General features: G+C 68.0%; 25 protein-coding genes and 1 tRNA gene. 15 read left to right on the top strand and 11 right to left on the bottom strand.

The genetic code is table 11. The features are described from left to right. Positions 1–45: 45 nt before the first annotated feature. Positions 46–1,815 carry a PT domain-containing protein gene (locus HUU99_RS10455; protein ID WP_254603119.1) on the bottom strand — a complete coding sequence of 590 codons (1,770 nt, stop codon included), beginning with the start codon at positions 1,813–1,815 and terminating at the stop codon, positions 46–48. 1 nt (position 1,816) lies between these two features. Then, entirely contained in the window at positions 1,817–1,954 is a 138-nt protein-coding gene (locus HUU99_RS10450; protein WP_174286519.1) for a hypothetical protein, read from the bottom strand. A gap of 82 nt (positions 1,955–2,036) precedes the next feature. On the opposite strand from HUU99_RS10450, the gene HUU99_RS10445 reads away from it, so the two are divergent. From HUU99_RS10445 to HUU99_RS10435, 3 genes are read left to right on the top strand one after another with little or no spacing between them, the layout of a single operon-like run. Further along, positions 2,037–2,576 (top strand): shikimate kinase, encoded by a 540-nt coding sequence (locus tag HUU99_RS10445; protein WP_174286518.1) that lies wholly within the window; start codon positions 2,037–2,039, stop codon positions 2,574–2,576. Beyond that, positions 2,573–3,673 (top strand): 3-dehydroquinate synthase, encoded by a 1,101-nt coding sequence (aroB, locus tag HUU99_RS10440; RefSeq protein ID WP_174286517.1) that lies wholly within the window; start codon positions 2,573–2,575, stop codon positions 3,671–3,673. The genes HUU99_RS10445 and aroB overlap by 4 nt, the downstream gene beginning before the upstream one ends. Continuing rightward, positions 3,673–3,813, top strand: a complete 141-nt coding sequence (locus HUU99_RS10435) for a DUF2256 domain-containing protein (RefSeq protein ID WP_174286516.1) — start codon at positions 3,673–3,675, stop codon at positions 3,811–3,813. The genes aroB and HUU99_RS10435 overlap by 1 nt, the downstream gene beginning before the upstream one ends. A gap of 40 nt (positions 3,814–3,853) precedes the next feature. Here the strand turns inward: HUU99_RS10435 and HUU99_RS10430 are convergent, their stop codons facing one another. The 7 genes from HUU99_RS10430 to HUU99_RS10400 form a co-directional block, all read right to left on the bottom strand. Continuing rightward, positions 3,854–4,183 (bottom strand): DUF423 domain-containing protein, encoded by a 330-nt coding sequence (locus HUU99_RS10430; protein ID WP_174286515.1) that lies wholly within the window; start codon positions 4,181–4,183, stop codon positions 3,854–3,856. After that, on the bottom strand, positions 4,180–4,566 hold the full coding sequence (locus HUU99_RS10425; RefSeq protein WP_174286514.1) for a diacylglycerol kinase: 387 nt from the start codon (positions 4,564–4,566) through the stop codon (positions 4,180–4,182). Before HUU99_RS10425 ends, HUU99_RS10430 begins: the two co-directional genes overlap by 4 nt. Beyond that, positions 4,563–6,326, bottom strand: coding sequence for a cation:proton antiporter domain-containing protein (locus HUU99_RS10420; protein ID WP_174286513.1), 1,764 nt, complete (start codon positions 6,324–6,326; stop codon positions 4,563–4,565). The genes HUU99_RS10425 and HUU99_RS10420 overlap by 4 nt, the downstream gene beginning before the upstream one ends. Then, the gene (locus HUU99_RS10415) at positions 6,323–6,769 is read right to left on the bottom strand and encodes an iron-sulfur cluster assembly scaffold protein (protein WP_174286512.1); all 447 of its coding nucleotides are present in this window, start codon (positions 6,767–6,769) and stop codon (positions 6,323–6,325) included. The genes HUU99_RS10420 and HUU99_RS10415 overlap by 4 nt, the downstream gene beginning before the upstream one ends. Next, positions 6,766–7,344 carry a CvpA family protein gene (locus HUU99_RS10410; protein ID WP_174286511.1) on the bottom strand — a complete coding sequence of 193 codons (579 nt, stop codon included), beginning with the start codon at positions 7,342–7,344 and terminating at the stop codon, positions 6,766–6,768. The genes HUU99_RS10415 and HUU99_RS10410 overlap by 4 nt, the downstream gene beginning before the upstream one ends. 251 nt (positions 7,345–7,595) lie before the next feature. Next, positions 7,596–8,969: a DNA repair protein RadA gene (radA, locus tag HUU99_RS10405; RefSeq protein ID WP_174286510.1), complete on the bottom strand. Its 1,374-nt coding sequence runs from the start codon at positions 8,967–8,969 to the stop codon at positions 7,596–7,598. Between the two features lie 35 nt (positions 8,970–9,004). Further along, positions 9,005–9,223, bottom strand: a complete 219-nt coding sequence (locus HUU99_RS10400; protein WP_174286509.1) for a DUF2945 domain-containing protein — start codon at positions 9,221–9,223, stop codon at positions 9,005–9,007. Between the two features lie 89 nt (positions 9,224–9,312). On the opposite strand from HUU99_RS10400, the gene HUU99_RS10395 reads away from it, so the two are divergent. After that, entirely contained in the window at positions 9,313–10,461 is a 1,149-nt protein-coding gene (locus tag HUU99_RS10395; protein WP_174286508.1) for a glycosyltransferase family 4 protein, read from the top strand. 47 nt (positions 10,462–10,508) lie between these two features. On the opposite strand, the gene HUU99_RS10390 is transcribed toward HUU99_RS10395, so the two are convergent. Continuing rightward, positions 10,509–10,832, bottom strand: coding sequence for a DUF2218 domain-containing protein (locus HUU99_RS10390; RefSeq protein ID WP_174286507.1), 324 nt, complete (start codon positions 10,830–10,832; stop codon positions 10,509–10,511). Beyond that, complete coding sequence (locus tag HUU99_RS10385) at positions 10,829–11,410, bottom strand: PadR family transcriptional regulator (protein WP_217430815.1); 582 nt, start codon at positions 11,408–11,410, stop codon at positions 10,829–10,831. The genes HUU99_RS10390 and HUU99_RS10385 overlap by 4 nt, the downstream gene beginning before the upstream one ends. 300 nt (positions 11,411–11,710) lie before the next feature. Here HUU99_RS10385 and HUU99_RS10380 point away from each other — a divergent pair, with 300 nt between their 5' ends. The 11 genes from HUU99_RS10380 (at position 11,711) to trpB (ending at position 20,988) form a co-directional block, all read left to right on the top strand. Further along, positions 11,711–13,033 carry a replication-associated recombination protein A gene (locus HUU99_RS10380; protein WP_174286534.1) on the top strand — a complete coding sequence of 441 codons (1,323 nt, stop codon included), beginning with the start codon at positions 11,711–11,713 and terminating at the stop codon, positions 13,031–13,033. Then, positions 13,030–13,374, top strand: a complete 345-nt coding sequence (locus HUU99_RS10375) for an MmcQ/YjbR family DNA-binding protein (RefSeq protein ID WP_174286505.1) — start codon at positions 13,030–13,032, stop codon at positions 13,372–13,374. The genes HUU99_RS10380 and HUU99_RS10375 overlap by 4 nt, the downstream gene beginning before the upstream one ends. Continuing rightward, complete coding sequence (locus HUU99_RS10370; RefSeq protein WP_174286533.1) at positions 13,364–14,218, top strand: hypothetical protein; 855 nt, start codon at positions 13,364–13,366, stop codon at positions 14,216–14,218. The genes HUU99_RS10375 and HUU99_RS10370 overlap by 11 nt, the downstream gene beginning before the upstream one ends. A gap of 17 nt (positions 14,219–14,235) precedes the next feature. Then, a tRNA-Thr gene (locus HUU99_RS10365) sits at positions 14,236–14,311 on the top strand. A 57-nt stretch (positions 14,312–14,368) separates the two neighbouring features. Continuing rightward, complete coding sequence (locus tag HUU99_RS10360) at positions 14,369–15,082, top strand: endonuclease/exonuclease/phosphatase family protein (RefSeq protein WP_174286532.1); 714 nt, start codon at positions 14,369–14,371, stop codon at positions 15,080–15,082. 2 nt (positions 15,083–15,084) lie between these two features. Next, positions 15,085–17,382 (top strand): patatin-like protein, encoded by a 2,298-nt coding sequence (locus HUU99_RS10355; protein WP_174286504.1) that lies wholly within the window; start codon positions 15,085–15,087, stop codon positions 17,380–17,382. A 76-nt stretch (positions 17,383–17,458) separates the two neighbouring features. Beyond that, positions 17,459–17,806 (top strand): lipopolysaccharide assembly protein LapA domain-containing protein, encoded by a 348-nt coding sequence (locus HUU99_RS10350; RefSeq protein ID WP_174286503.1) that lies wholly within the window; start codon positions 17,459–17,461, stop codon positions 17,804–17,806. Further along, entirely contained in the window at positions 17,803–18,474 is a 672-nt protein-coding gene (gene pyrF / locus HUU99_RS10345) for an orotidine-5'-phosphate decarboxylase (RefSeq protein WP_174286502.1), read from the top strand. Before HUU99_RS10350 ends, pyrF begins: the two co-directional genes overlap by 4 nt. 51 nt (positions 18,475–18,525) lie before the next feature. After that, positions 18,526–19,038, top strand: a complete 513-nt coding sequence (locus tag HUU99_RS10340) for a GNAT family N-acetyltransferase (RefSeq protein WP_174286501.1) — start codon at positions 18,526–18,528, stop codon at positions 19,036–19,038. Further along, a complete protein-coding gene (locus HUU99_RS10335) occupies positions 19,038–19,673 on the top strand; it encodes a phosphoribosylanthranilate isomerase (RefSeq protein WP_174286500.1) in 636 nt (211 codons plus the stop codon). Before HUU99_RS10340 ends, HUU99_RS10335 begins: the two co-directional genes overlap by 1 nt. A gap of 85 nt (positions 19,674–19,758) precedes the next feature. After that, on the top strand, positions 19,759–20,988 hold the full coding sequence (trpB, locus tag HUU99_RS10330; protein ID WP_174286499.1) for a tryptophan synthase subunit beta: 1,230 nt from the start codon (positions 19,759–19,761) through the stop codon (positions 20,986–20,988). Positions 20,989–21,058: the final 70 nt, after the last annotated feature.

The following is a 21,058-nucleotide window of genomic DNA, read 5'->3' as shown; positions in this document are numbered from 1 at the left end:
CGATCATGGCCCGACGATCTCGGCTGGGCTATCACAGCTCGGCGATCACAGGCGCGCGATCGCCTCGGCGGCGATCATGCGGGCGTCGCCTTCCAGCCCAACCGATCGCAGCGCGCCGACGATCCGGTACAGCATCTCGGGCGGAACGCCGTGCCAGGACGGCGTCTGCATGCCCACTGCGGCGAGCAGCACCACGGTCCCGGGCTGACCGGCACGCGCAGCGCGGTCCAGCGCGCGCGTCCAGGCGTTCTCCGCACCGATACGGACGTTCAGCTTTTCCGCCGCGCGTTCGATATCGCCGGGTGCCAGCCTTCCCAGCCCGGCCAGGCCCGCAAAGAGAAGCCGCTGCTTCAGCCCCGCGTCGCCGCTTCCCGAATAACCGGCCAGATCGCCATAGCCGATCGATCCGGTCGAGTCCGGATCGGCGAGCACGATCATCGCCCACGCGTCGCCGCCCTTGTCGACCGAGCCGCGCCAGCGCATCGCGGTCCGGTCGAGCCCGGCGGACAGCATGGAGGCGACCAGTGCCGATGCGTCTCCGCTGCCGCTCGCCACCGGGATCTGCGCGGCGGCACGAGCGGTCAGGACGAGTCGCGCATAGGCCGGTTTCGCCCCTGTCGCGCCCCAAAGCTGGCGCATCGCGGCCATCCGCGCATCGACGGTCGTACCGGTATAGGCGGTTTTCAGGTCCTGTGCCGTGGCCGCAGGCGCGGCGGCGCTGTCGTCAGCGGCATCGACCGCACTGTAGAGATCGACCAATGCGGCATTCGACAGCACCCCCTGCCCCGCCGCCGCCTCCGCCGGAGCGACTCGCGCCGCCAGCGGGATCGCGGGTGCCAGCGCGCGCCAGTAATTCACTTGCCGCCCGGCACCGGCATATAGTTCGTCGGGGATCGCGACTCCGGTCGCGGTCGCGAGGCCGAAGCGCCATGCGGTCAGCCGGTCGACTCCGGTCCATTCGATCGTAACCGCCTGCCGACCCTGCGCGCCCGTACCGACGACCTTCTGCGCGAGCAGAAGGTCCACGCCGCGCGCGACATTATGCCGCTTGGCCTGGGTGACGAGCGTACCGGCGCGGGCGGCTTCGCCGGACAGGCCGACGCACATCGCCTTCGCCAGCGTCCACCCCGCCTCGCCCGTCTCCCGAACGCCGCCATCGATCAGCGGACATAATTGCGCCGGATCGCCCGTCGCCAGCGCGGTGTTCATCGCCACCTGATAGAGTTTCGGCGTATAGTTGTTGGTATCGACGTCCTGCGCGACCGCTCGCGCTGATAGCGACTCGCCCATCCGCAACAGCAGCCAGGCGCGTTCCGCCGCGAAATCCGCGCCGTTGACGCCCTGCGGCGTATCGACCGCCGACACAAGCGCGCGACGAAGCAGGATCGACATCCAGCGCGACGGCAGCGGCGCGTCGAGCGTCCGCATCAACCGTTCGAGATAGGGTCCGTCCGCCGCGCCGAAGGCGTCGCCCGGCAAACCGCCATCCCCCGTACCGATCGATCCTACCTGCGCCAGCGAACGCCGCGCAAAGGACGGCAACGCATATTCCGCGAGCAGGTGCGCATCGGGTGTCGGCGTCGCGGTCGGCGTGTCGCCCGGGCTCGCGGTCGGCAATCCGTTCGGCAACGCTTCGATCGTCGCGCCGGGGCTCGCGGGTGTCGATCCCGCCGTCGGCGCTGCGCTTGGCCTCGATGTCGGTTCACCGAAGCCGGGTGGCAGGATCGATTCGGGGCGATCCTGTCCGATCGCCGGTATCCAGGCGGCGGCGAGAGCGAGCGATACCCCGGCCGCCGGCGCCGCGAGCCGGCGCACGCTAGCTCTGGAGATTGGCAAGCGGCACGACCTTCTCGACCCGCGTCTGCGGCTGCTCGCGCGACCGCCCGGCGAGGAACACCATCCCGCCGATCACGAGGACGAGGACGAGAAGCAGGACGATCAGCGGGCGGGACATGGGCAGACCTTGGACAGAACGGTAAAGCGACACCGCGCACGGTTTTGCCGCCGCGCACGCCCGCTGTATAGCGGCGCTTCCGATGTTGCAAAGCCACAACCCCCCGCCCGGATGGACCGGCCTGCCCATCGTTCTCGTCGGCCTGATGGGCGTCGGGAAATCGACCGTCGGACGCCGGCTCGCGACCCGGCTGGCGCTGCCGTTCGTCGATGCCGACGATGAGATCGAGGCGGCGGCGGGGATGACCGTAGCGGAAATCTTCGACCGGTTCGGGGAAGCGTATTTCCGCGACGGCGAACGCCGCGTGATCGCGCGGCTCATCGACGGCCGGCCCAAGGTCATCGCGACGGGCGGCGGCGCGTTCATCAACGCGGAGACGCGCGCGCTGATCCTCGACCAGACCACGGCGATCTGGCTCAGCGCGCATCCCGACGTCCTGGTCGAGCGAGTCCGCCGACGCGATACGCGGCCGTTGCTTCGCGGCCGCGATCCGCACGGCGTGCTGAGCGCGCTGGCGAGCGTGCGCGATCCGATCTATGCGCTGGCCCCGATCCATGTCGCGAGCAACCGGACGCCGCATGACGCGACCGTCGCCGCTATCCTGAAGGCGATCGGCCGATGAAGACCGTCACCGTCGCGCTCGGCGAGCGCACCTATCCGATCCTGATCGAGGGCGGACTGCTGGCGCGCGCCGCGGATCACCTGGCACCGCTGGTCGGCAAGCGGCGTATCGTCATCGTGACGGACGAAAATGTCCGGCCGCATCTGGCGACGCTGCAGGCGTCGCTGAAGACGGCGGGGATCGCCAGCGAGGCCGTCGTTCTGGCCCCGGGCGAACGTACCAAGAGTTGGGCGACGCTGGAAATGCTGTGCGACGCGCTGCTCGCATTCGGCGTCGAACGCGGCGACCATGTCGTGGCGCTCGGCGGCGGGGTGATCGGCGATCTGGTCGGTTTCGCCTGTGCGATCCTGAAGCGGGGATGCCGGTTCGTGCAAGTCCCGACGACGTTGCTCGCCCAGGTCGATTCGTCGGTCGGCGGCAAGACCGCGATCAACACGCGCGCGGGCAAGAACCTGATCGGTGCGTTTCACCAGCCCGTCCTGGTGCTGATCGATCCCGACCTGCTCGATACGCTGCCCGCGCGCGAGGTCGCGGCGGGCTATGCCGAGGTCGTCAAATACGGACTGATCGACGATTCCGCCTTCTTCGCCTGGTGCGAGGCGAACGGCGCGGCGCTGCTGGCTGGCGATGGCGATGCGCGGGCCTATGCGATCGCGCATGCCGTGTCGGCGAAGGCGCGGATCGTCGCGGCGGACGAGCATGAGACCAGCGGCATCCGCGCGTTGCTGAATCTCGGCCATACCTTCGGCCATGCGCTGGAGGCGGAAGCTGGGTTCGACGGGACGCTGATCCACGGCGAGGCGGTTGCCGCGGGTTGCGAACTGGCGTTCAGCTTCTCCGCTCAGTATCGCGATTGCAGCGACGGCGACGTGCTGCGCGTCCGCCGACACCTGCGTTCCGTCGGGCTGCCCGATAGCCTGGCCGCGACGGGCGTCACTGCGTCGGGTGCGACGCTGGTCGATCATATGCGCAAGGACAAGAAGGCGAGCGCGGGGCGGCTGCCGTTCCTGCTCGCGCACGGGATCGGCCGGACCTATCTGGACGGACAGGTGGATCTCGCCGATGTCGAAGCGTTCCTCGACGCGCAGCCGCGCTGATGCCGAACGGGGTCGCCAAGGGGAATTTGCCGACGAAGACGTGTCCGGCCTGCAGGCGGCCCTTCGCCTGGCGCAAGAAATGGGCGCGGGATTGGGACAGCGTGATCTATTGCTCGGACGCGTGCCGGAAGAAGCGATAGGGTCGCCCGTCGCAGCGAATGCATCGGGGACGGGACCCAATCATCCCCGCGCCGCCCAGGCCAGCCACAACCACCCGCCGATCAGCAGCGCCCCGCCGATCGGCGTCACCACGCCGACCAGCCGCGGCGCACCGATCGCCAGCGCGTAGAGTGACACCGCGAACAGCGCGCCGCCGGTCACGAACAACCATCCCGGCCCCCGCACGTCGAGGCGCATCGCGACCAGCGCGGCGACCGCATGGATCAGCTGGTAATGGCTTCCTGTCTTCAGCAACTCCGCCGCCTGACCGCTCGTACCGTGCGCACCGAAAGCGCCCGCACCGACCGCAAGCGCACCCGACAGCGCGGCCAATATCGCCAGCCAGTTCATCCGATCCACCCCCTCAGCTCACCCAGGAACCGCGGTGCCACCGCGATCAGCAGGCATAGCGCCACTACGATCGCCGCGAACCCGGCGACCAGCACCGCGCCCGACGCCATGTCCTTCACCACCTTGATCTCGGGATGGACTTCGGGATGGATCAGGTCGACGAGACCCTCGAGCGCGGAATTGATCATCTCGAACGCCAGCACCAGCGCGGCCACGATCGCGATCGCCGCCCACCAGATCGCGCTCGGCCGCAACACCAGCAGTGCGAGGATCGCCCCCGCCAGCGTCCGGACATGGATTCGGAACGACTGTTCGCGCGCATAGGCCTCGCGGATGCCGGCCAGCGCAAACCCCATGCGTTCGTAGATCGGGCGATTTTTCACGCGCCCTCCGCCCTTCGCGGATCCTGCGTCAGCATGATATCACCCGCCGCGCGGAGATCGCCGCTTTCGCGCTGGGCGTGCAACCGCTCGCGGTCGCGCCGTCGATACTCGGTTTCGGTCCGGTCGATCTCCTGCTCGCCGACCGACACGCTGGCGAGCGCGCGTCGGGCCATCATCACCGCCGACTCCATCACTTCACGTACGACATATTCGACCGGCGCGTCGCGCAGCTTGATGACCGCGCGGCGGTCATAGGCGCGCACGAAGATCGTGGCATCGGGAAAGGCCTCGTGCACCCCGGCGATCAGCCCCGGATCGATCTGGTCACCATCGATGCAGAACAGGATCAACTCCGCCTCACGTGCACCCGCCTGCCGCAACAGATCCAGGCGCGTGCCGTCCCCGTAATAGACCGTCGCGCCGAATTCGCGCGCGATGTCGATCATTTCTATATCGTTGTCGATCAGCGTGACGGGGATGCCCTGCGCGATCAGCATTTGCGCGACGGTCTGCCCGAACCGGCCATAGCCGACGACGAGCGCGTTCGCACCGTCGATCCTGGGGCCGTCGCGGTCGCCCTGCGCAACCATGGGCTCGGCGCGGATACGCTGCGTGACCCGCATCAGGAACGGCGTCGTCGCCATCGACAGCGTGATGATCGCGCCGAACAGGCTCGCCGCCTCGGGCGCGATCAGCAGCCCGCGCTGCGCCTGCGCGAACAGGACGAAGCCGAACTCGCCGCCCTGGCTGAGCAACAGCCCGAGCGCGAGCGCCTGCCGCCACTTCATCCGGAACGCCAGCCCGATCCCGGTCATCACGGTCGCCTTGGTCGCGATCAGCGCCAGCGCCATGGCGATCACGAAGAACGGCCGCGCGGCGATCGCGCCCAGATCGAGCAGCATTCCGATCGCGAGGAAGAACAGGCCGAGCAGGATCGACCGGAACGGCTCGACATCCGCCTCCAGTTCATGACGATACGGACTGTCCGCCAGCATCACGCCGGCGACGAACGCGCCAAGCGCGGTCGACAGCCCGAGCGCCTGCATCAGCGCGGCGCTGGCGATGACGGTGAACAGCCCGGCGAAGACGAACATCTCGCGCTCGCCCAGATCGCCGATCAGCCGGAACAGCGGCCGGATCGCAAACCGCCCGACGATCACCAGCCCGACGACGGCACCCACCGTGTAGGCCGCAAGCAACCAGCCCGGCGGTGCATTCGCGTCGGCGGGGTTGCGCGAGAGGGCGGCGACGATCGTGATGAGCGGGACGATCGACAGGTCCTGGAACAACAGGATCGAGAAGGCGCGTTCGCCGAACGGCGTGCGCAGCCGCCCGACCGATTGCAGCATCGGCAGCACCTGCGCGGTCGACGACAACGCCAGCGGCAGCCCGAGCGCGAACGCCGCGGCGGCGGAGAAACGCGTACCGATCCAGACGACGCCGGTGATCGCGAAGCCGCAGATCACGACCTGGATGAGACCAAGCCCGAATATCTCCTGCTTCAGCCGCCACAACCGGGTCGGGTTCAGCTCCAGCCCGACGATGAACAGCAGCAGCGTGATGCCGAGTTCGGCGATCCCCATCTTGGCTTCGGCATCGCCGACCAGTCCCAGGACATGCGGCCCGACGACTGCACCCGCGACCAGATACCCCAGCGTCGCACCGAGCCCGAGCCGCCGGAACAGCAGCACGAACACCAGCCCCATGCCAAGCAACACGAACCCGTCACGCAGCAGCAACGTCGCGCCGGTCTCCGTCATTCGGCCGCCGGCGATCGCGCACGATCACGTGCCTGCGCCGCCGCCTCCGCCGCCGCCTCGAACGCCAGCCGGATCGACGCATGGCGTCCCGTCACCGACAGCGCGGGGGCGAAGATCGCGATCCCCGGCCAGTCCGGCACATCCTCGCCGCCGGCCAGCCACGCGGTCAGCGCCTCGCTCGCCGCGGCCAGTTCCGCCGGCGTCCGGCCGATCATGTTCGCCGCAAGCAGCGACGACGACGCCTGACCGAGCGCGCAGGCGCGGACCAGCAGCCCGACCTGCTCGATACGACCGTCCCCGTCGGTATCGACATCCACCGTGACCCGGCTGCCGCAGATCGGGGACCGCCTTTCCGCGCTGCCCATCGGATCGGGAAGCCGTTCATGGTGCGGGATCGATGCGGCGAGACGCAGGATCTCGGCATTGTAGAGCGGCGCACTCACGGCGTCGTCTCCATGCGATTGCTCGAATCGGCGGGCGCGCCGTCCTGCGTCGCACGCGGTCCGAAGACCGGCTGGCCGTGGCGGCGGCGATCGACGAAATCGGCGATCCCCGCGCTCGTCGCGTTGAGCAACGGATAGGTCTTCGACGCGGTCATCCACAACGGCCGCCGCGAGGGACCGCCGCCGACGGTGTCCACCACCAGCGTGGCGAGCAGGAACACCAGACTCGCCAGGATCAGCCCCTTGAGCGCGCCGAATCCCAGCCCCAGCGCGCGGTCGACCGGCCCGAGGATCGACGTCCGCGTCCGCGCCCCGATCGCCCGCGCCACCAGCCGCCCGCCGAAGTAACAGACCCCGGCGATGATCGCGAACGCCAGCACCGCCGCACCCGACACCGTGCCGACGACATGTGTCATCGCCTGCGCGAGCGGGATGTGGAACAGCTTCAGCGCGGCGACGATCGCCACCCAGGCGAACAGCGACAGCACTTCGGTGACGAACCCCCGCACCGCCCCCATCAGCGCAGCCCCCGCGACGGCGATGAGGACGATGATGTCGAGCGCGGTGAAACCCATGCGGTGGGGAATAGGGATGCGGGCGCGGGTTCGCTAGTGCCTGGTGTCGCGCCTTCTGCTGCTCACTGCACTAACCCCTCCCCGGCGAAGGCCGGGACCCAATAGCAACGTCCTCGACGGGGCGACCGGTGCTACCGCATGTCCGGCCGGCCGATGGGCCCCGGCCTTCGCCGGGGAGGTGGTTTTTTGGAGGTGGAAGCAGAACCCCGGTCGAGATCGGGGCAACGAGGATGCGTAGAGAACAGCTACTTTTACCCCCGCCCCATCATGTGATCCACGAACTGCGCCAGCGTCCGGAACCCCGCCAGCCGCAGCGCACTCTTCTCGCTCGCCACCGCGGCCGGTACCAGCGCACGCTCGAAGCCGAGCTTGCCGGCCTCCTTCAGCCGCAAAGCGCCGTGCGCCACCGGGCGGACCTCGCCAGATAGCGCGACTTCCCCGAACGCCACCGCGTCGATCGGCACCGGCCGTTCGCTGAGCGCCGACACCAACGCCGCCGCGACCGCGAGATCGGCGGCGGGGTCCTGCACGCGGTAGCCGCCGGCGACGTTCAGATAGACTTCGCACGACGAGAAGCTGAGCCCGCACCGCGCCTCCAGCACCGCGAGGATCATCGCGAGCCGCCCCGAATCCCACCCGACGACCGCCCGCCTGGGTGTCGCGCCGCTGGCCAGGCGCACGACGAGCGCCTGGATCTCCACCAGCACCGGCCGCGTGCCTTCCAGCGCGGGGAAGACGGTCGTCCCCGTCACCCCCTCATCGCGCTGCGTCAGGAACAGCGCGGAAGGGTTCGCGACCTCCGCCAGCCCTTCCGCCTGCATCGCGAAGACGCCGATCTCGTCCGTCCCCCCGAACCGATTCTTCACCGCGCGCAGGATGCGATACTGGTGGCTGCGCTCGCCCTCGAACGCCAGCACGGTGTCGACCATATGTTCGAGCACGCGCGGGCCGGCAATGCTGCCGTCCTTCGTGACATGGCCGACCAGGACCACCGCGGTGCCGCGCTGTTTGGCGAAGCGGATCAGTTCCTGCGCCGACGCGCGAACCTGACTGACGGTCCCGGGCGCGCCTTCGATCAAATCCGAATGCATCGTCTGGATCGAGTCGATCACGAGCATCACGGGCGGTTTTCCCTGCGAGAGCGTCGTCAGGATATCGCGCGTCGACGTCGCCGCCGCCAGCATCACCGGCGCGGTACCGAGCCCGAGCCGCCGCGCGCGCAGCCTGACCTGATCCGCCGCTTCCTCGCCCGAAATATACGCGACGCTTTGCCCGGCCAGCGCCATCCGCGCCGCGGCTTGCAACAACAGCGTCGATTTGCCGATCCCCGGATCCCCGCCGATCAACGTCGCCGATCCCTCGACGAAACCGCCGCCAAGCGCCCGGTCGAATTCGGCGATCCCGCTCGGCATCCGCGCGGGCAGTTCGACCTCGGCATCCAGCGCGACCAGTTCCACCGATCGCCCGCCCGACTGCAAATCATGCTTCGCGCGGAACGGCGTCACCGCGCCGCCGGCATCCTCGAGCAGCGTGTTCCATTCGCTGCAATCGGCGCATTGCCCCTGCCACCGCGACGCGACCGATCCGCACGCCTGGCAGACATAGCGTTTCTGGGTTTTGGCCATATCGGCGGCATAGCGTATGAGGAACGTAAGGGGAACTACCCCTTGGATAATTCCGATCCGCGTTTCAGGACCTGGCCACCATCTTCCTGCACGACCAGATAGGCGGGATTGTCGGTGGTGCCGTTCTTGACGATCGTGGATCCCTTGATCGTCCGCTGTACGCGCCGGTCGAACCGTTCCTCGACCTTGCCCGCGGCCGTACCGCTGCCCCAGTGCCAATTGACCTTTTCACCTTTGCGAAAAGCGTTCGCCATTCCAGTTCTCCCGTCCGGCGATTCGAACCCGCGAAGTCGATGCGCGTTCCGGTGGCGTTCGGCGTGACCGCCCGCTATCGCGAAGGCACATGCACGCCACCGACCTTCGCGTTGCGCTGTTCAGCGGCAACTATAATTATGTGCGCGACGGTGCGAACCAGGCACAGAACCTGCTCGTCGGGCATCTGATGGCGCAGGGCGTGACTGTGCGCGTTTATTCGCCGACGACGGATACGCCCGCCTTCGCGCCGACGGGTACGCTGGTAAAGGCGCCCAGTTTCGCGTTTCCCGGGCGTGGCGAATACAAGCTCGGCCGTTATTTCCCGAAGGAGACGCGCGCCGATGTGGAGGCGTTCGCACCGAACATTATCCACGTCTCCGCGCCGGAATTCCTCGGTCACGGCGCGCTGACCTATGCGCGTGAAAACGGCATCGCCTCGGTGGCCGCGCTCCACACCCGGTTCGAGACCTATTTCCGCTATTATCATATCGGTTTCGTCGAACCGCTGATCCAATGGATGCTGGTGCGTTTCTACAACCGGGCCGACCGGGTCCTCGTCCCCAGCCCAAGCATGGGAACGTTGCTGCGCGGATGGGGCGTGACCACGCCGATCGGCATCTGGTCGCGCGGGATCGACCATGACCGCTTTTCCCCCACGCGGCGCGACATGGCGTGGCGACGGTCGCTCGGCATCGACGACGACGAGATGGTCGTGGGGTTTCTCGGCCGACTCGTTAAGGAAAAGGGGCTGCGCGCCTTCGCCGAGGTCGTGAAGGAACTGCGCCGCCGCGGCGTCCGGCACCGCGTATTGGTGGTCGGCGAGGGTCCGGCGCGCCAATGGTTTGCGCGGCAGGTCCCCGACGCGGTGTTCACCGGCTTCCAGTCCGGCGAGGCGCTGGGGCGTGCGGTCGCGTCGATGGACATCTTCTTCAACCCGAGCGAGACCGAGACCTTCGGCAACGTCACGACCGAGGCGATGGCGGCGGCCGTCCCCGTCGTCGCGGCGCGAGCGACGGGGGCGGTCGACCTGATCGAGGAGGGACGGACGGGTTTCCTCGTCCCGCCCCGCGACATCGGTGCCTATGCCGATGCGATCGAACGGATCGTCACCGAGCCCGCGTTTCGCGAGGCGATGGGCAGGGCTGGCCATGCCGAAGCCGCACGCTACCGCTGGGACCGCGCGAACCAGGCGGTGCTGGATCAGTATCTGGCATTGATCGACCAGAAAAAGGTCTAGGTTCCGCAAAAGGCAGGGCGCGGATCACTTTGCAGTTGCTGGCGCGATCAATCGTCGCGCCAGTGAAAGGCGAGAGGCGCTTCGCGGAAGGCGAACCGGTCCAGATGCCGCGCGACCGCCCCTTTCAACCCGTCGCGCTGCTCGGATGACGTGGCATCGATCCGAACGATGAGCGCATCGGGGATCGAATCGAATGTCACCCGTCCGTCGCCGGGATGATCGGCACCGCGCGCATCTTTCGGAAAGATCACGGTGCCGTGATCGGCGGTAAATTCGACACTCAGATTGTGCTGCCAATGCTTGCACAATTGCTGTAGATACTTGCTAGCCGACCCCGTCGGCACCTCCGCGACCGCGCTATGCCGGCTCACTTCAGTCGCTCGATCTTCTGCGCGACCTCGTCGATCAGCGCCACGATCTCGTGTGCGGTCTCGTCGGAAACGTCGAACAGCCGCCCGGTCAGCACCATGCGCAGGTTTCCCATCGCGCGGCGGACCGACGTCCGGTCCACCCGTTGGCGCTCTACCCCGAGCCCGGTCAGCCGCGCCATCAATGCCGCAACCTGATCGGCATTCTCGGCAAGATGCGCACGCCCCTCGTCGGTCGCCGCGAAGCGCTTCCTGGACCCTTCCGATTGTTGTTCGGCGATAAGCCCCATCTCGTCGAGCAGGGTCAGCGTCGGATACACTACGCCGGGACTTGGCGCATAGGCACCACCGGTCATCGTCTCGATCTCGCGGATCAGGTCGTAGCCGTGGCGCGGCGCGTCGGCGATCAGTTTCAGCATCACCAGCCGAAGCTCACCGCCGTCGAACATCCGTCGGCTGCGACCGCCGCCGTCGCCGCGGCCGTGCCGGCCGCCATGCCGCTCGCCATGGATTTCCCAGCTCATCGAAAAGGGGCCGCGCTCGAACCGCCCGCCCCGTGAGCCGCCTCCGCGGCCATGCATGCTAAACATCGTTCATTCCTTACTGTATCACGATAGCACAAAGATATATCTCTGAAACCAAAGATCAAGAGCCGATCTAGATATATCTTCGGTCCTCCCCGCTCGCGGGGAGGGTGTTCGAGCTTTGGCAGCTCCCAGCCTGCCAAGATCGTGTCGGGGGACACGATCTCGCTCGAACACATCCGCAGGATGGTGGAGGGGGCTGTACACGAAGGTATCGCTCGCGGCCCGCCCCCTCCACCATTCGCTACGCGAACGGTCCCCCTCCCCGTACCGGGGAGGAATGATTACATGTTCCGCATGGCCGACCTCTTTGCCGGGATCGAACCCCCGCCCGCCCCCGATACGTTGCACGAGAACGCGCCGCTCGCCGACCGGCTTCGCCCGCGCGCATTGGGCGAGGTGGTGGGGCAGGATCACATCACGGGACCGGAGGGCGCGATCGGGCGGATGGTCGCGGCGGGGCGGTTGTCGTCGATGGTGCTGTGGGGGCCGCCCGGCACCGGCAAGACCACGATCGCGCGGTTGCTGGCGGACGCGGTCGACCTGCGCTTCGTCGCGATCTCCGCGGTGTTCTCGGGCGTCGCGGACCTGAAGAAAGCCTTCGGCGAGGCGCGCGACCACGCGAAGATCGGCAAGCGCACATTGCTGTTCGTGGACGAGATCCACCGCTTCAACCGCGCGCAGCAGGACGGTTTTCTACCCTATGTCGAGGACGGCACCGTCACGTTGGTCGGCGCGACGACCGAGAACCCCTCGTTCGAGCTGAACGCCGCGTTGCTCAGCCGCGCGCAGGTGCTGATCCTCCACCGGCTCGACCGGACCGCGCTGGAGCAACTGCTCGCACGCGCGGAGGCGGAGATGGACCGGCCGCTCCCGCTCGACGTCCCGGCGCGCGATGCGCTGGTCGCTAGTGCGGACGGCGACGGGCGTTTCCTGCTGAATCAGGTCGAAACGCTGTTCGCGGTCGACCTGCCCGAACCGCTCGACCCGGCGGGGCTGTCCGCGTTCCTGCAGCGCCGCGTCGCGGTGTACGACAAGGATCGCGAGGGGCATTACAACCTCATCAGCGCGCTCCACAAATCGATCCGCGGCAGCGACCCGAGCGCCGCGCTCTATTATCTCGCGCGGATGCTGACCGCGGGCGAGGAACCGCTATACCTTCTCCGCCGCCTGACCCGCGCCGCGTCGGAGGATGTGGGGCTCGCCGATCCGCAAGCGCTGGTGCAATGCATCGCGGCGAAGGACACCTATGATTTCCTGGGGAGCCCGGAGGGCGAACTCGCGATCGCACAGGCGTGCCTGTATCTGGCCACCGCGCCCAAATCGAATGCGGTGTACAAGGCGCAGAAGGCGGCGTGGCGATCCGCGCGGGAGACGGGTTCGCTGATGCCGCCGGACAACATCCTGAACGCACCGACCAAGCTGATGCGCGATATCGGCTATGGCAAGGGCTATGCCTACGACCACGACGCTACGGACGGCTTTTCCGGCGCGAACTACTGGCCGGCGGACCTGCCGCCGCAAGCCTTCTACGAACCAACCGATCGCGGGTTCGAGAAGCGACTGGCTGAACGCCTCGCCTGGTGGGACGAGCGTCGACAGAGCAGGAACGACGTATGAAGGATTGGGACGACGTCTGCCGGTTCGCCTGCGCGCTGCCCGCGGTGGAGATGTCGCCTTATTACGGGACGCCTTGTCCCAAGGTGAATGGCAAGGCGTTCGCCGCGCCGGGACGCGAGGAGGGCAGCTTCGTCCTGTTCACCGCGTCGATCGACGAAAAGGCGATGCTGATCGAGACCGACCCGGCGACGTTCTGGGAGGCCGATCACTACCGCAACTATCCTAACGTGCTCGCCCGGTTCGGCACCGCTGCGCATGAGCGGATCGTCGCCCTTATCGAACGCGCCTGGTGGGACCGCGCGCGCAAGGCCCAGCGCGAGGCGTTCGGCGATCGCCCCTGACCGCTTCACCCGGTTCGCGGCGATCGACTGGTCGGGGGCAAAGGGCTGCCGCCACAAGGGGATCGCGCTGGCGGTCTGCGGGCGCGGCGACGGGGCGCCAACGCTCGTCCCCGCCCCCGGCGGGGTCTGGTCGCGGCGGGGAATCCTCGACTGGATCGTTACGCATGCCGACGAACCGCTGCTGGTCGGTTTCGATTTCAGCTTCGCCGCGCCGTTCGTCGCGCGCGGTGCCCATTTGCCGGGCGAGCCCGCTACCGCCGACGCCCGCGCGCTGTGGGCGTTTGTCGATGGGCACAGCCCCGATACCGATCTGGGTGCGGCGTCGTTTCTGGAGACCCGGCGTGGCACGCATTTCTACCTGGGCGCGGCGGACGGCCCCAAGGCGTCGTTCCTCCACTGGCGGGTGTGCGAGATCGCGGCCGATGCGGGGCGCAAGCTGTCGACCGTGTACGACGCGATCGGCGCGGCGCAGGTCGCCAAGGCCAGCTTCGCAGGCATGCGCCTGCTCCGCCATCTGGGGGATCGGGCGGCGATCTGGCCGTTCGACCCGGTGCCCGCCGACGGCCTGGTGATCGTCGAAATTTACACCACGATCGCCGCCCGGGCGTCCGGCATGCGCAAAGGCCGAAGCAAGATGCGCGACGCAGCGTCGCTCGACACCGCGCTGGCCGCTTTCGGCACCCGCCCGCACGCGCCGCTCGCCGTCTATGACGACCATGCGACCGATGCGATCCTCGCCGCCGCCTGGCTCCGGGCAAGCGCCGGCGATACGGCTTTATGGTCGCCGCCCGGGATGACCGGGCAAATCGCGCAAACCGAGGGCTGGACCTTCGGCGTGCGTTGACGCATTGGCGCGGACGGGCCGGTTTAGCTCAGTTGGTAGAGCGCCAGTTTTGTAAACTGGATGTCGCGGGTTCGATTCCTGCAACCGGCACCAGCCGCCGACGTCGGCCGCGAAGGATACCGTAGCCAGGCAAGGCGTTACGTCCGCGGAATGATGAAGGTCGCCAGCTACAATATCCACAAGGGCGTGGGCGGCGATCGGCGCTGCGACCCGGCGCGGATCATGGACGTGCTGGGCGAGCTGGATGCCGATATCGTCGCGTTGCAGGAGGTCGACCGCCGCTTCGGCACCCGCGCGCGGATCATTCCGGATACGCTGATCGAGCGCGACGGCTGGCAAGTGGTCGGCGGGCGGACGCGTTCGGCCAGCATGGGATGGCACGGCAATGCGATTCTCGTGCGCTCGTCCGCGGTCGTGTCGGCCGGGGCGACGATCCACCTCCCTTCACTGGAACCGCGCGGTGCGGTCAGTGCCGATGTCGAACTGACCGGGGCCGCCGTGCGCGTGGTCGGCATGCATCTTGATCTGTCCGGGCTGTGGCGGCGGCGGCAGGCGGCGGCGATCCTCGCCCATATCGCGGAAGATCCGCGATCGCTGCCGTCGATCCTGATGGGCGACCTCAACGAATGGTCCTCGCACAGCGGATGCCTGCGCGATTTCGCGCGCGACCATCATTTCGCGGCGACCGGTCCCACTTTCCATGCCAAGCGCCCGGTGGGTCGGCTCGACCGAATCATGGTGTCGCGGTCGATGCCGATCGTCGATTGCGGCGTGCTGACGAGCGCCACCGCGCGCAAGGCGAGCGACCATCTGCCGATCTGGGCCGTGATCGACCCCGCCCGCGCGCCACGGGACGACGTCTAGACGTGCGCGAGAAGGAGCTTCGCCTCGCGCTCGTCTGCTATGGCGGCATCAGCCTCGCGGTCTACATGCACGGCATCACCAAGGAGATATGGCACCTCGCCCGGGCCAGCCTCGCCTATCATGACGGCCATGCGCCCAGCACCGGCAGCGAAAGCGTCTACCACGCGCTGTTCGCCGAAATGCAGGAGCAGAGCGGTGTCCGGGTTCGAGTTCTGGCGGACATCATCGCAGGTGCCAGCGCCGGCGGGATCAACGGCATCTTCCTCGCCCAGGCGATCGCGACCGGGCAGAGCCTCGATCCGCTGACCGAACTATGGCTGACGTCGGCCGATGTCGAGGCGCTGATCGATCCCGACGCGGCCCCCAATTCGCGCTTCTCCAAATTATGGGCGCTTCCGCTGGCTTGGGTGGCGGCCGGGCGAAGCGCCAGCAAGGTCGAGGCGCTGGACGAAACGACGCGTGAAGAGGTCCGCGCCAAATTGTCGCATTTCGTCCGCTCGCGCTGGTTCGATCCGCCGTTCGGCGGGGCGACGTTCACCAACCTGCTGATCGATGCGCTGGATGCGATGGCGGCGAGCGAGCGCGGTCCCCGGCTGCTGCCGCTCGGCCAACCGCTCGACCTGTTCGTCACGGTCACCGATTTCACCGGCCACCCCGAACGCCTGTCGCTCCATTCGCCACCGGAGGTGATCGAGACCGAACACCGGCTGGTCGTCGGCTTCAGCGATCACGGCGTACCCGTAGATACACTGGCCGCCGTGCCGGAAATGGCGTTCGCCGCGCGTGCGACCTCGAGTTTCCCGGGTGCCTTCCCGCCGTTCGTGGTCGGCGAGCTGGATATGGTGATCGAACGGAGGCGGATCGCGTGGCCCGGACGCGCCGATTTCCTGACGCGGATCCTGCCGCGTCACTGGGCGGCGCACGGGGCGGAACAGGCGGTCCTGATCGACGGCTCGGTCCTGGCCAATGCGCCGTTCCGGCCGGCGATCGAAGCCCTTCGGGAGCGTCCCGCCCGGCGCGAGATCGATCGGCGGTTCATCTATATCGATCCGTTTCCGGGGCTGAAATTCCGGATCGGCAGTCAGAGCGAAAAGCCCGGTTTCTTCCAGACCATCCTCGCATCGATCAGCGAACTGCCGCGCCAGCAACCGATCCGCGACAATCTGGAAGCGATCGCCGCCCGGTCCGCACGCACCGAGCGGATGCGCAATGTCGTCGCGACCATCCGCCCCGATGTCGAGGCGGAGATCGAATCGCTGTTCGGCCGCACGCTGTTCCTCGATCGGCCGACGCCGAAGCGGCTGATCGCCTGGCGGCGGCGCGCGCAGATGGCGGCCGCCGCGCGCGCCGGATACAGCTACGCCGCTTACGGGCATCTGAAGGTGGTCGGCGTCGTGGAGACGATCGCCAGCCTGCTTTACCACGCCGGCGGCGAACCCGGGCCGCTGCGCCGGCGCAGGATCCGCGCCGCCATCGAGGCCGCCGTCGCCGCGCACGCCACGTCGGACGATCGCCACGCGGCGGAGATCGATTTCCTCCGCCGCTTCGATCTGCGCTTTCGCATCCGCCGCCTTCGGCTGCTCGCGCGGCGATTGTCCGATGTCGAAGCGGACGCGGCGATCGGGACCGCGGGCGACGCCACGATCGACGAACGCGAAGCGGCGGCGGTGCGCGAAGCCATATACGAATCGCTCTCCGCCTATCTCGATCGCGAACGGGCCGATGCGCACGCCGCGCTTCGTCCAGACGTGCGATCGTTGCGCGGCGATGCGGGCGCGTTGCTCGAGGCGCTGTCCCGGTCGCTCGACCTGACCCGGCTCGACGCGGATACCGATGCGCGGCTGGCGGCGGCGTTCGCCACCGCATCGAAGGAGACGCGTCGGCCGCTGCTGCTCGCCTATCTCGGCTTTCCCTATTTCGATGCGGCGACGTTGCCGATGCTGCAGGGCGAGGGACTGGACGAATTCGATCCGATCAAGGTCGATCGCATCGCCCCCGACGACGCCGTTTCCATCCGCGCGGGCGGTGCTGAGGCGACGCTCAAGGGCATCCAGTTCAGCAGCTTCGGCGCATTCTTCAGTCGCGCCTACCGCGAGAACGACTATCTCTGGGGACGGCTGCATGGTGCGGAGCGGATGATCGACATCGCCGTCTCCACCCTGCCCCGCACGGCGCGAATGAAACCCGGCCGCGTCGCCGCAATCAAGCACGCCGCGTTCCTGGCGATCCTGGACGAGGAGGAACCGCGTCTTACCGCTGTCGCGGCGCTGGTCGCGTCGCTGCGGCGGGAAATCGGGTGAGCGCTCGCACTGGCCAGCGACACGCTTCACGGCTAGCGTCGTCCCAACGAGCGTAGGTAGCGAGGATGGCCAGCCGATGCAGTTCCTGAAAATCCTGTTCTGGTGTCTGCTGACGTTCCTTGCCGCGATCTTCACCTACGGCAATTGGGATCTGGTCGAGATCCATTTGTGGAGCGGCCTGATCGCGGACGTGAACCTGCCGCTGCTGCTGCTGGTGACCTTCCTCGCCGGGTTCCTGCCGATGCTCGTATTCCATCATGCCGTGCGCTGGCGGTTGCGGCAGCGTCTTGCGGCCTGCGAACGCGCGCTGGCCGATCTGCGCATCGTGCCGCCCGCGCCGCAGCCGCCCGTATCGCCGCTGCCGGTCGTCGCATCGGAGACTCCGCCGACGCCGATCGTTTCCGTTCAGGCGATCGATCCATGAGCCCGCTCTACGTCGCGATCGATACCCCCCACCTCGCGCGCGCCAGGGCGATCGCGCAGCGGGTGCGGCATCATGTCGGTGGGCTGAAACTGGGACTGGAATTCTTCGTCGCCAACGGACAGCCGGGGGTTCGTGACATGGCGGCGATCGGGCTGCCGATCTTTCTCGACCTGAAGCTTCACGATATTCCCAACACGGTCGCCAAGGCGGTACAGGCGCTGGGGCCGCTCGCGCCCGCGATCCTGACCGTGCACGCCAGCGGGGGTCGCGCGATGCTGGAGGACGCGAAGGCCGCCGCGCCGCCCGCCACCAAAGTGGTGGGGGTCACGATGCTGACCAGCCTGGACGACAGCGACCTCGCCGCGACGGGCATCTCCGGCAGCGCGCACGATCAGGTGCTACGCCTGACCGACCTCTCCGCGGAAGCCGGGATCGACGGCATCGTCTGCGCCGGCCCCGAGGTCGCCGCCGCGCGGAAGCGCTGGGCCAAGGGCTTCCTCGTCGTCCCCGGGATCCGCTTGCCCGACGATCATGTCGGCGACCAGAAACGCATCATGACCCCGCGCCAGGCGCTCGACGCTGGTGCCTCGATCCTCGTGGTCGGACGACCGATCACGCAGGCGGAGGACCCCGACACCGCCGCGCGCGCGATCGAGGCGACGTTGTAGCGCGCGTCCCTTACCATTGCCCACCGACCGCGTAATGCTACAGCCGTCGCCATGCCCGCGCTGTCGACTTGCCTTGCCACCACCGCCGACATCGTCCCGCTCCAGGCGCTGATACAGCGCGCCTATCGCGGCGCGGCGTCGCGGGCCGGGTGGACGCATGAGGCGGATCTGATCGGCGAGGGTGAACGGATCGACCTCGCCGAATTGCACGCGATGCTCGCCGATCCCGCCGAACGCCTGCTGGTCGGATGGTCGGGCGATCGACGGATCGGTTGCGTCCGCGTCGCGACGATCGACCGCGATCTCGCCTATCTCGGCCTGCTGTGCGTCGATCCGCCGCTTCAGGCCGCGGGTCACGGCAAGCACCTGATCGACGCCGCCGAGGATATCGCGCGCGTCACGTTCGGCGCGAGACGGATCGAGATGACCGTCATCGAGCAGCGCCGCGAATTGATCGCTTTCTATCGTCGCCGCGGGTACGTGCTTACCGGGGAACGTCGCGATTTTCCGATCGCTCTCGATCCGCCGCTGTTCCTCGTCGTCCTCGAAAAGCCGCTCGCCTGATGCCCGCGACCGCCAAGATCTGCGGCCTGTCGACGCCCGGGACGCTGGACGCCGCGATCCGACATGGCGCAGCGCAGGTCGGGTTCGTGTTCTTCGCCCCCTCCCCGCGCGACCTGACGTTCGATCGTGCCGCCGAACTGGCGGCGCGGGTGCCGGGGCGGGTCGGACGGGTCGGCGTGTTCGTCGATCCCGACGACGAACTGGTGACGCGGGCGATCGAGGCGGGGCGGCTCGACGCCGTCCAGCTCCACCGGGTAACCCCGACCCGCGCCGCCGCGATCCGTGCGCGGTTCGGCCGCGAGACCTGGGCGGCGGTGGCGGTCAAGACACGCGCCGATCTCGACGCGGCGCAAACCTATGCGGGTGCGGTGGACCGGGTCCTGTACGACGCCAAGACGCCGGAAGGTGCGGCGCTGCCCGGTGGGATGGGGGTCCGGTTCGACTGGACGCTGCTGGACGGCTTCCGCCACCCGCTGCCGTGGCTGTTGTCGGGCGGGCTCGATCCGGCGAACGTGGCGGATGCGATCCGCGCGACGGGGGCCAGCGCGGTCGACGTTTCATCCGGCGTGGAAAGCGCGCCGGGGGTGAAGGACGTCGGCAAAATCGCCGCGTTTCTGGCTGCGGTCGCGGCATAGGAATCCACCCCACCCCTGCGAAGGCCCGGTGGGAATGTCGTATGGCGGGAGTGACTCGCTACCGCCAGATGCTAAAGCGTCGGGTATGAACGCCCCCAATTCCTTCCGCACCCAACCAGACGATCGCGGCCATTTCGGTGATTATGGCGGGCGGTACGTCGCCGAGACGCTGATGCCGCTCGTCCTCGATCTCGACCGCGAATACCGCGCGGCGAAGGAAGACCCCGCATTCCAGGCGCAGTTCGACGATCTGCTGGAGCATTATGTCGGCCGCCCCTCGCCGCTCTACTATGCCGAGCGTCTGACCGAAGCGCTGCGCGCGTCCGCGCCCGACGGCATGGGGGCGCAGGTCTGGTTCAAGCGCGACGAGCTGAACCATACCGGCGCGCACAAGATCAACAATTGCGTCGGCCAGATCCTGCTCGCGATGCGGATGGGCAAGACCCGGATCATCGCGGAGACGGGCGCGGGCCAGCATGGCGTCGCCACCGCCACCGTCTGCGCGCGTTTCGGCCTGCCCTGCGTGATCTATATGGGCGCGCGCGATATCGAGCGGCAGGCACCCAACGTGTTCCGCATGAAGCTGCTCGGCGCGGAGGTCCGTCCGGTGACCAGCGGCGCGCATACGCTGAAGGACGCGATGAACGAGGGCATGCGCGACTGGGTCGCGAACGTCCACGACACCTTCTACATCATCGGCACCGCGGCGGGGCCGCATCCGTATCCGGAACTGGTCCGCGATTTCCAGAGCGTGATCGGCAAGGAAGCGCGCGCGCAGATGCTGGCACGGACGGGACGGCTGCCCGACCTGCTCGTCGCCGCGATCGGCGGCGGATCGAATGCGATCGGGCTGTTCCATCCGTTCCTCGACGATGCCGATGTCGCGATGCTCGGCGTCGAAGCGGCGGGGCACGGCCTCGACAAGGAACATGCCGCAAGCTTGGCGGGTGGGTCGCCCGGGGTGCTCCACGGCAACAAGACGTACCTGCTGCAGGACGAAGACGGCCAGATCACCGAGGCGCATTCGATCTCGGCGGGGCTGGACTATCCCGGCATCGGCCCCGAGCATGCCTGGCTGCGCGACATCGGCCGCGTGCAGTACGACAGCGCGACCGATATCGAGGCGCTCGACGCGTTCCAGCTGCTGTGCCGGACGGAAGGCATCATCCCCGCGCTGGAACCTTCGCACGCGATTGCAGCGGTGACGCGCAAGGCGCGGGAGATGCGGCAGGATCAGGTGATCCTCGCCAATCTGTGCGGGCGGGGGGACAAGGACATCTTCACCGTCGCCGAAGCGCTCGGGGCTGCGATATGACCTTCATTTCGTCATGCCGGGCTTGTCCCGGCATCGATCGTGCACCGCATCCTATCGCTTCTGGTCACGC

Source organism: Sphingomonas bacterium, from assembly GCF_903642285.1.
Classification (GTDB): Bacteria; Pseudomonadota; Alphaproteobacteria; order Sphingomonadales; family Sphingomonadaceae; genus Sphingomonas.
The sequence above is the reverse complement of the archived record's forward strand: the minus strand, read 5'-3'. Positions and strand labels throughout refer to the sequence as shown.

What these genes read in the sequence shown, in the direction of transcription:
- HUU99_RS10335 (WP_174286500.1), top strand. Translation starts at nt 19,038, where the DNA reads ATGCCCGCGACCGCCAAGATCTGCGGCCTGTCGACGCCCGGGACGCTG.
- aroB (WP_174286517.1), top strand. Translation starts at nt 2,573, where the DNA reads ATGAAGACCGTCACCGTCGCGCTCGGCGAGCGCACCTATCCGATCCTG.
- HUU99_RS10375 (WP_174286505.1), top strand. Translation starts at nt 13,030, where the DNA reads ATGAAGGATTGGGACGACGTCTGCCGGTTCGCCTGCGCGCTGCCCGCG.
- HUU99_RS10360 (WP_174286532.1), top strand. Translation starts at nt 14,369, where the DNA reads ATGATGAAGGTCGCCAGCTACAATATCCACAAGGGCGTGGGCGGCGAT.
- HUU99_RS10350 (WP_174286503.1), top strand. Translation starts at nt 17,459, where the DNA reads ATGCAGTTCCTGAAAATCCTGTTCTGGTGTCTGCTGACGTTCCTTGCC.
- pyrF (WP_174286502.1), top strand. Translation starts at nt 17,803, where the DNA reads ATGAGCCCGCTCTACGTCGCGATCGATACCCCCCACCTCGCGCGCGCC.
- HUU99_RS10450 (WP_174286519.1), bottom strand. Translation starts at nt 1,954, where the DNA reads ATGTCCCGCCCGCTGATCGTCCTGCTTCTCGTCCTCGTCCTCGTGATC.
- radA (WP_174286510.1), bottom strand. Translation starts at nt 8,969, where the DNA reads ATGGCCAAAACCCAGAAACGCTATGTCTGCCAGGCGTGCGGATCGGTC.
- HUU99_RS10385 (WP_217430815.1), bottom strand. Translation starts at nt 11,410, where the DNA reads ATGCATGGCCGCGGAGGCGGCTCACGGGGCGGGCGGTTCGAGCGCGGC.
- HUU99_RS10395 (WP_174286508.1), top strand. Translation starts at nt 9,313, where the DNA reads ATGCACGCCACCGACCTTCGCGTTGCGCTGTTCAGCGGCAACTATAAT.
- HUU99_RS10410 (WP_174286511.1), bottom strand. Translation starts at nt 7,344, where the DNA reads ATGGGTTTCACCGCGCTCGACATCATCGTCCTCATCGCCGTCGCGGGG.
- HUU99_RS10435 (WP_174286516.1), top strand. Translation starts at nt 3,673, where the DNA reads ATGCCGAACGGGGTCGCCAAGGGGAATTTGCCGACGAAGACGTGTCCG.
- HUU99_RS10340 (WP_174286501.1), top strand. Translation starts at nt 18,526, where the DNA reads ATGCCCGCGCTGTCGACTTGCCTTGCCACCACCGCCGACATCGTCCCG.
- trpB (WP_174286499.1), top strand. Translation starts at nt 19,759, where the DNA reads ATGAACGCCCCCAATTCCTTCCGCACCCAACCAGACGATCGCGGCCAT.
- HUU99_RS10445 (WP_174286518.1), top strand. Translation starts at nt 2,037, where the DNA reads ATGTTGCAAAGCCACAACCCCCCGCCCGGATGGACCGGCCTGCCCATC.
- HUU99_RS10400 (WP_174286509.1), bottom strand. Translation starts at nt 9,223, where the DNA reads ATGGCGAACGCTTTTCGCAAAGGTGAAAAGGTCAATTGGCACTGGGGC.
- HUU99_RS10420 (WP_174286513.1), bottom strand. Translation starts at nt 6,326, where the DNA reads ATGACGGAGACCGGCGCGACGTTGCTGCTGCGTGACGGGTTCGTGTTG.
- HUU99_RS10430 (WP_174286515.1), bottom strand. Translation starts at nt 4,183, where the DNA reads ATGAACTGGCTGGCGATATTGGCCGCGCTGTCGGGTGCGCTTGCGGTC.
- HUU99_RS10380 (WP_174286534.1), top strand. Translation starts at nt 11,711, where the DNA reads ATGGCCGACCTCTTTGCCGGGATCGAACCCCCGCCCGCCCCCGATACG.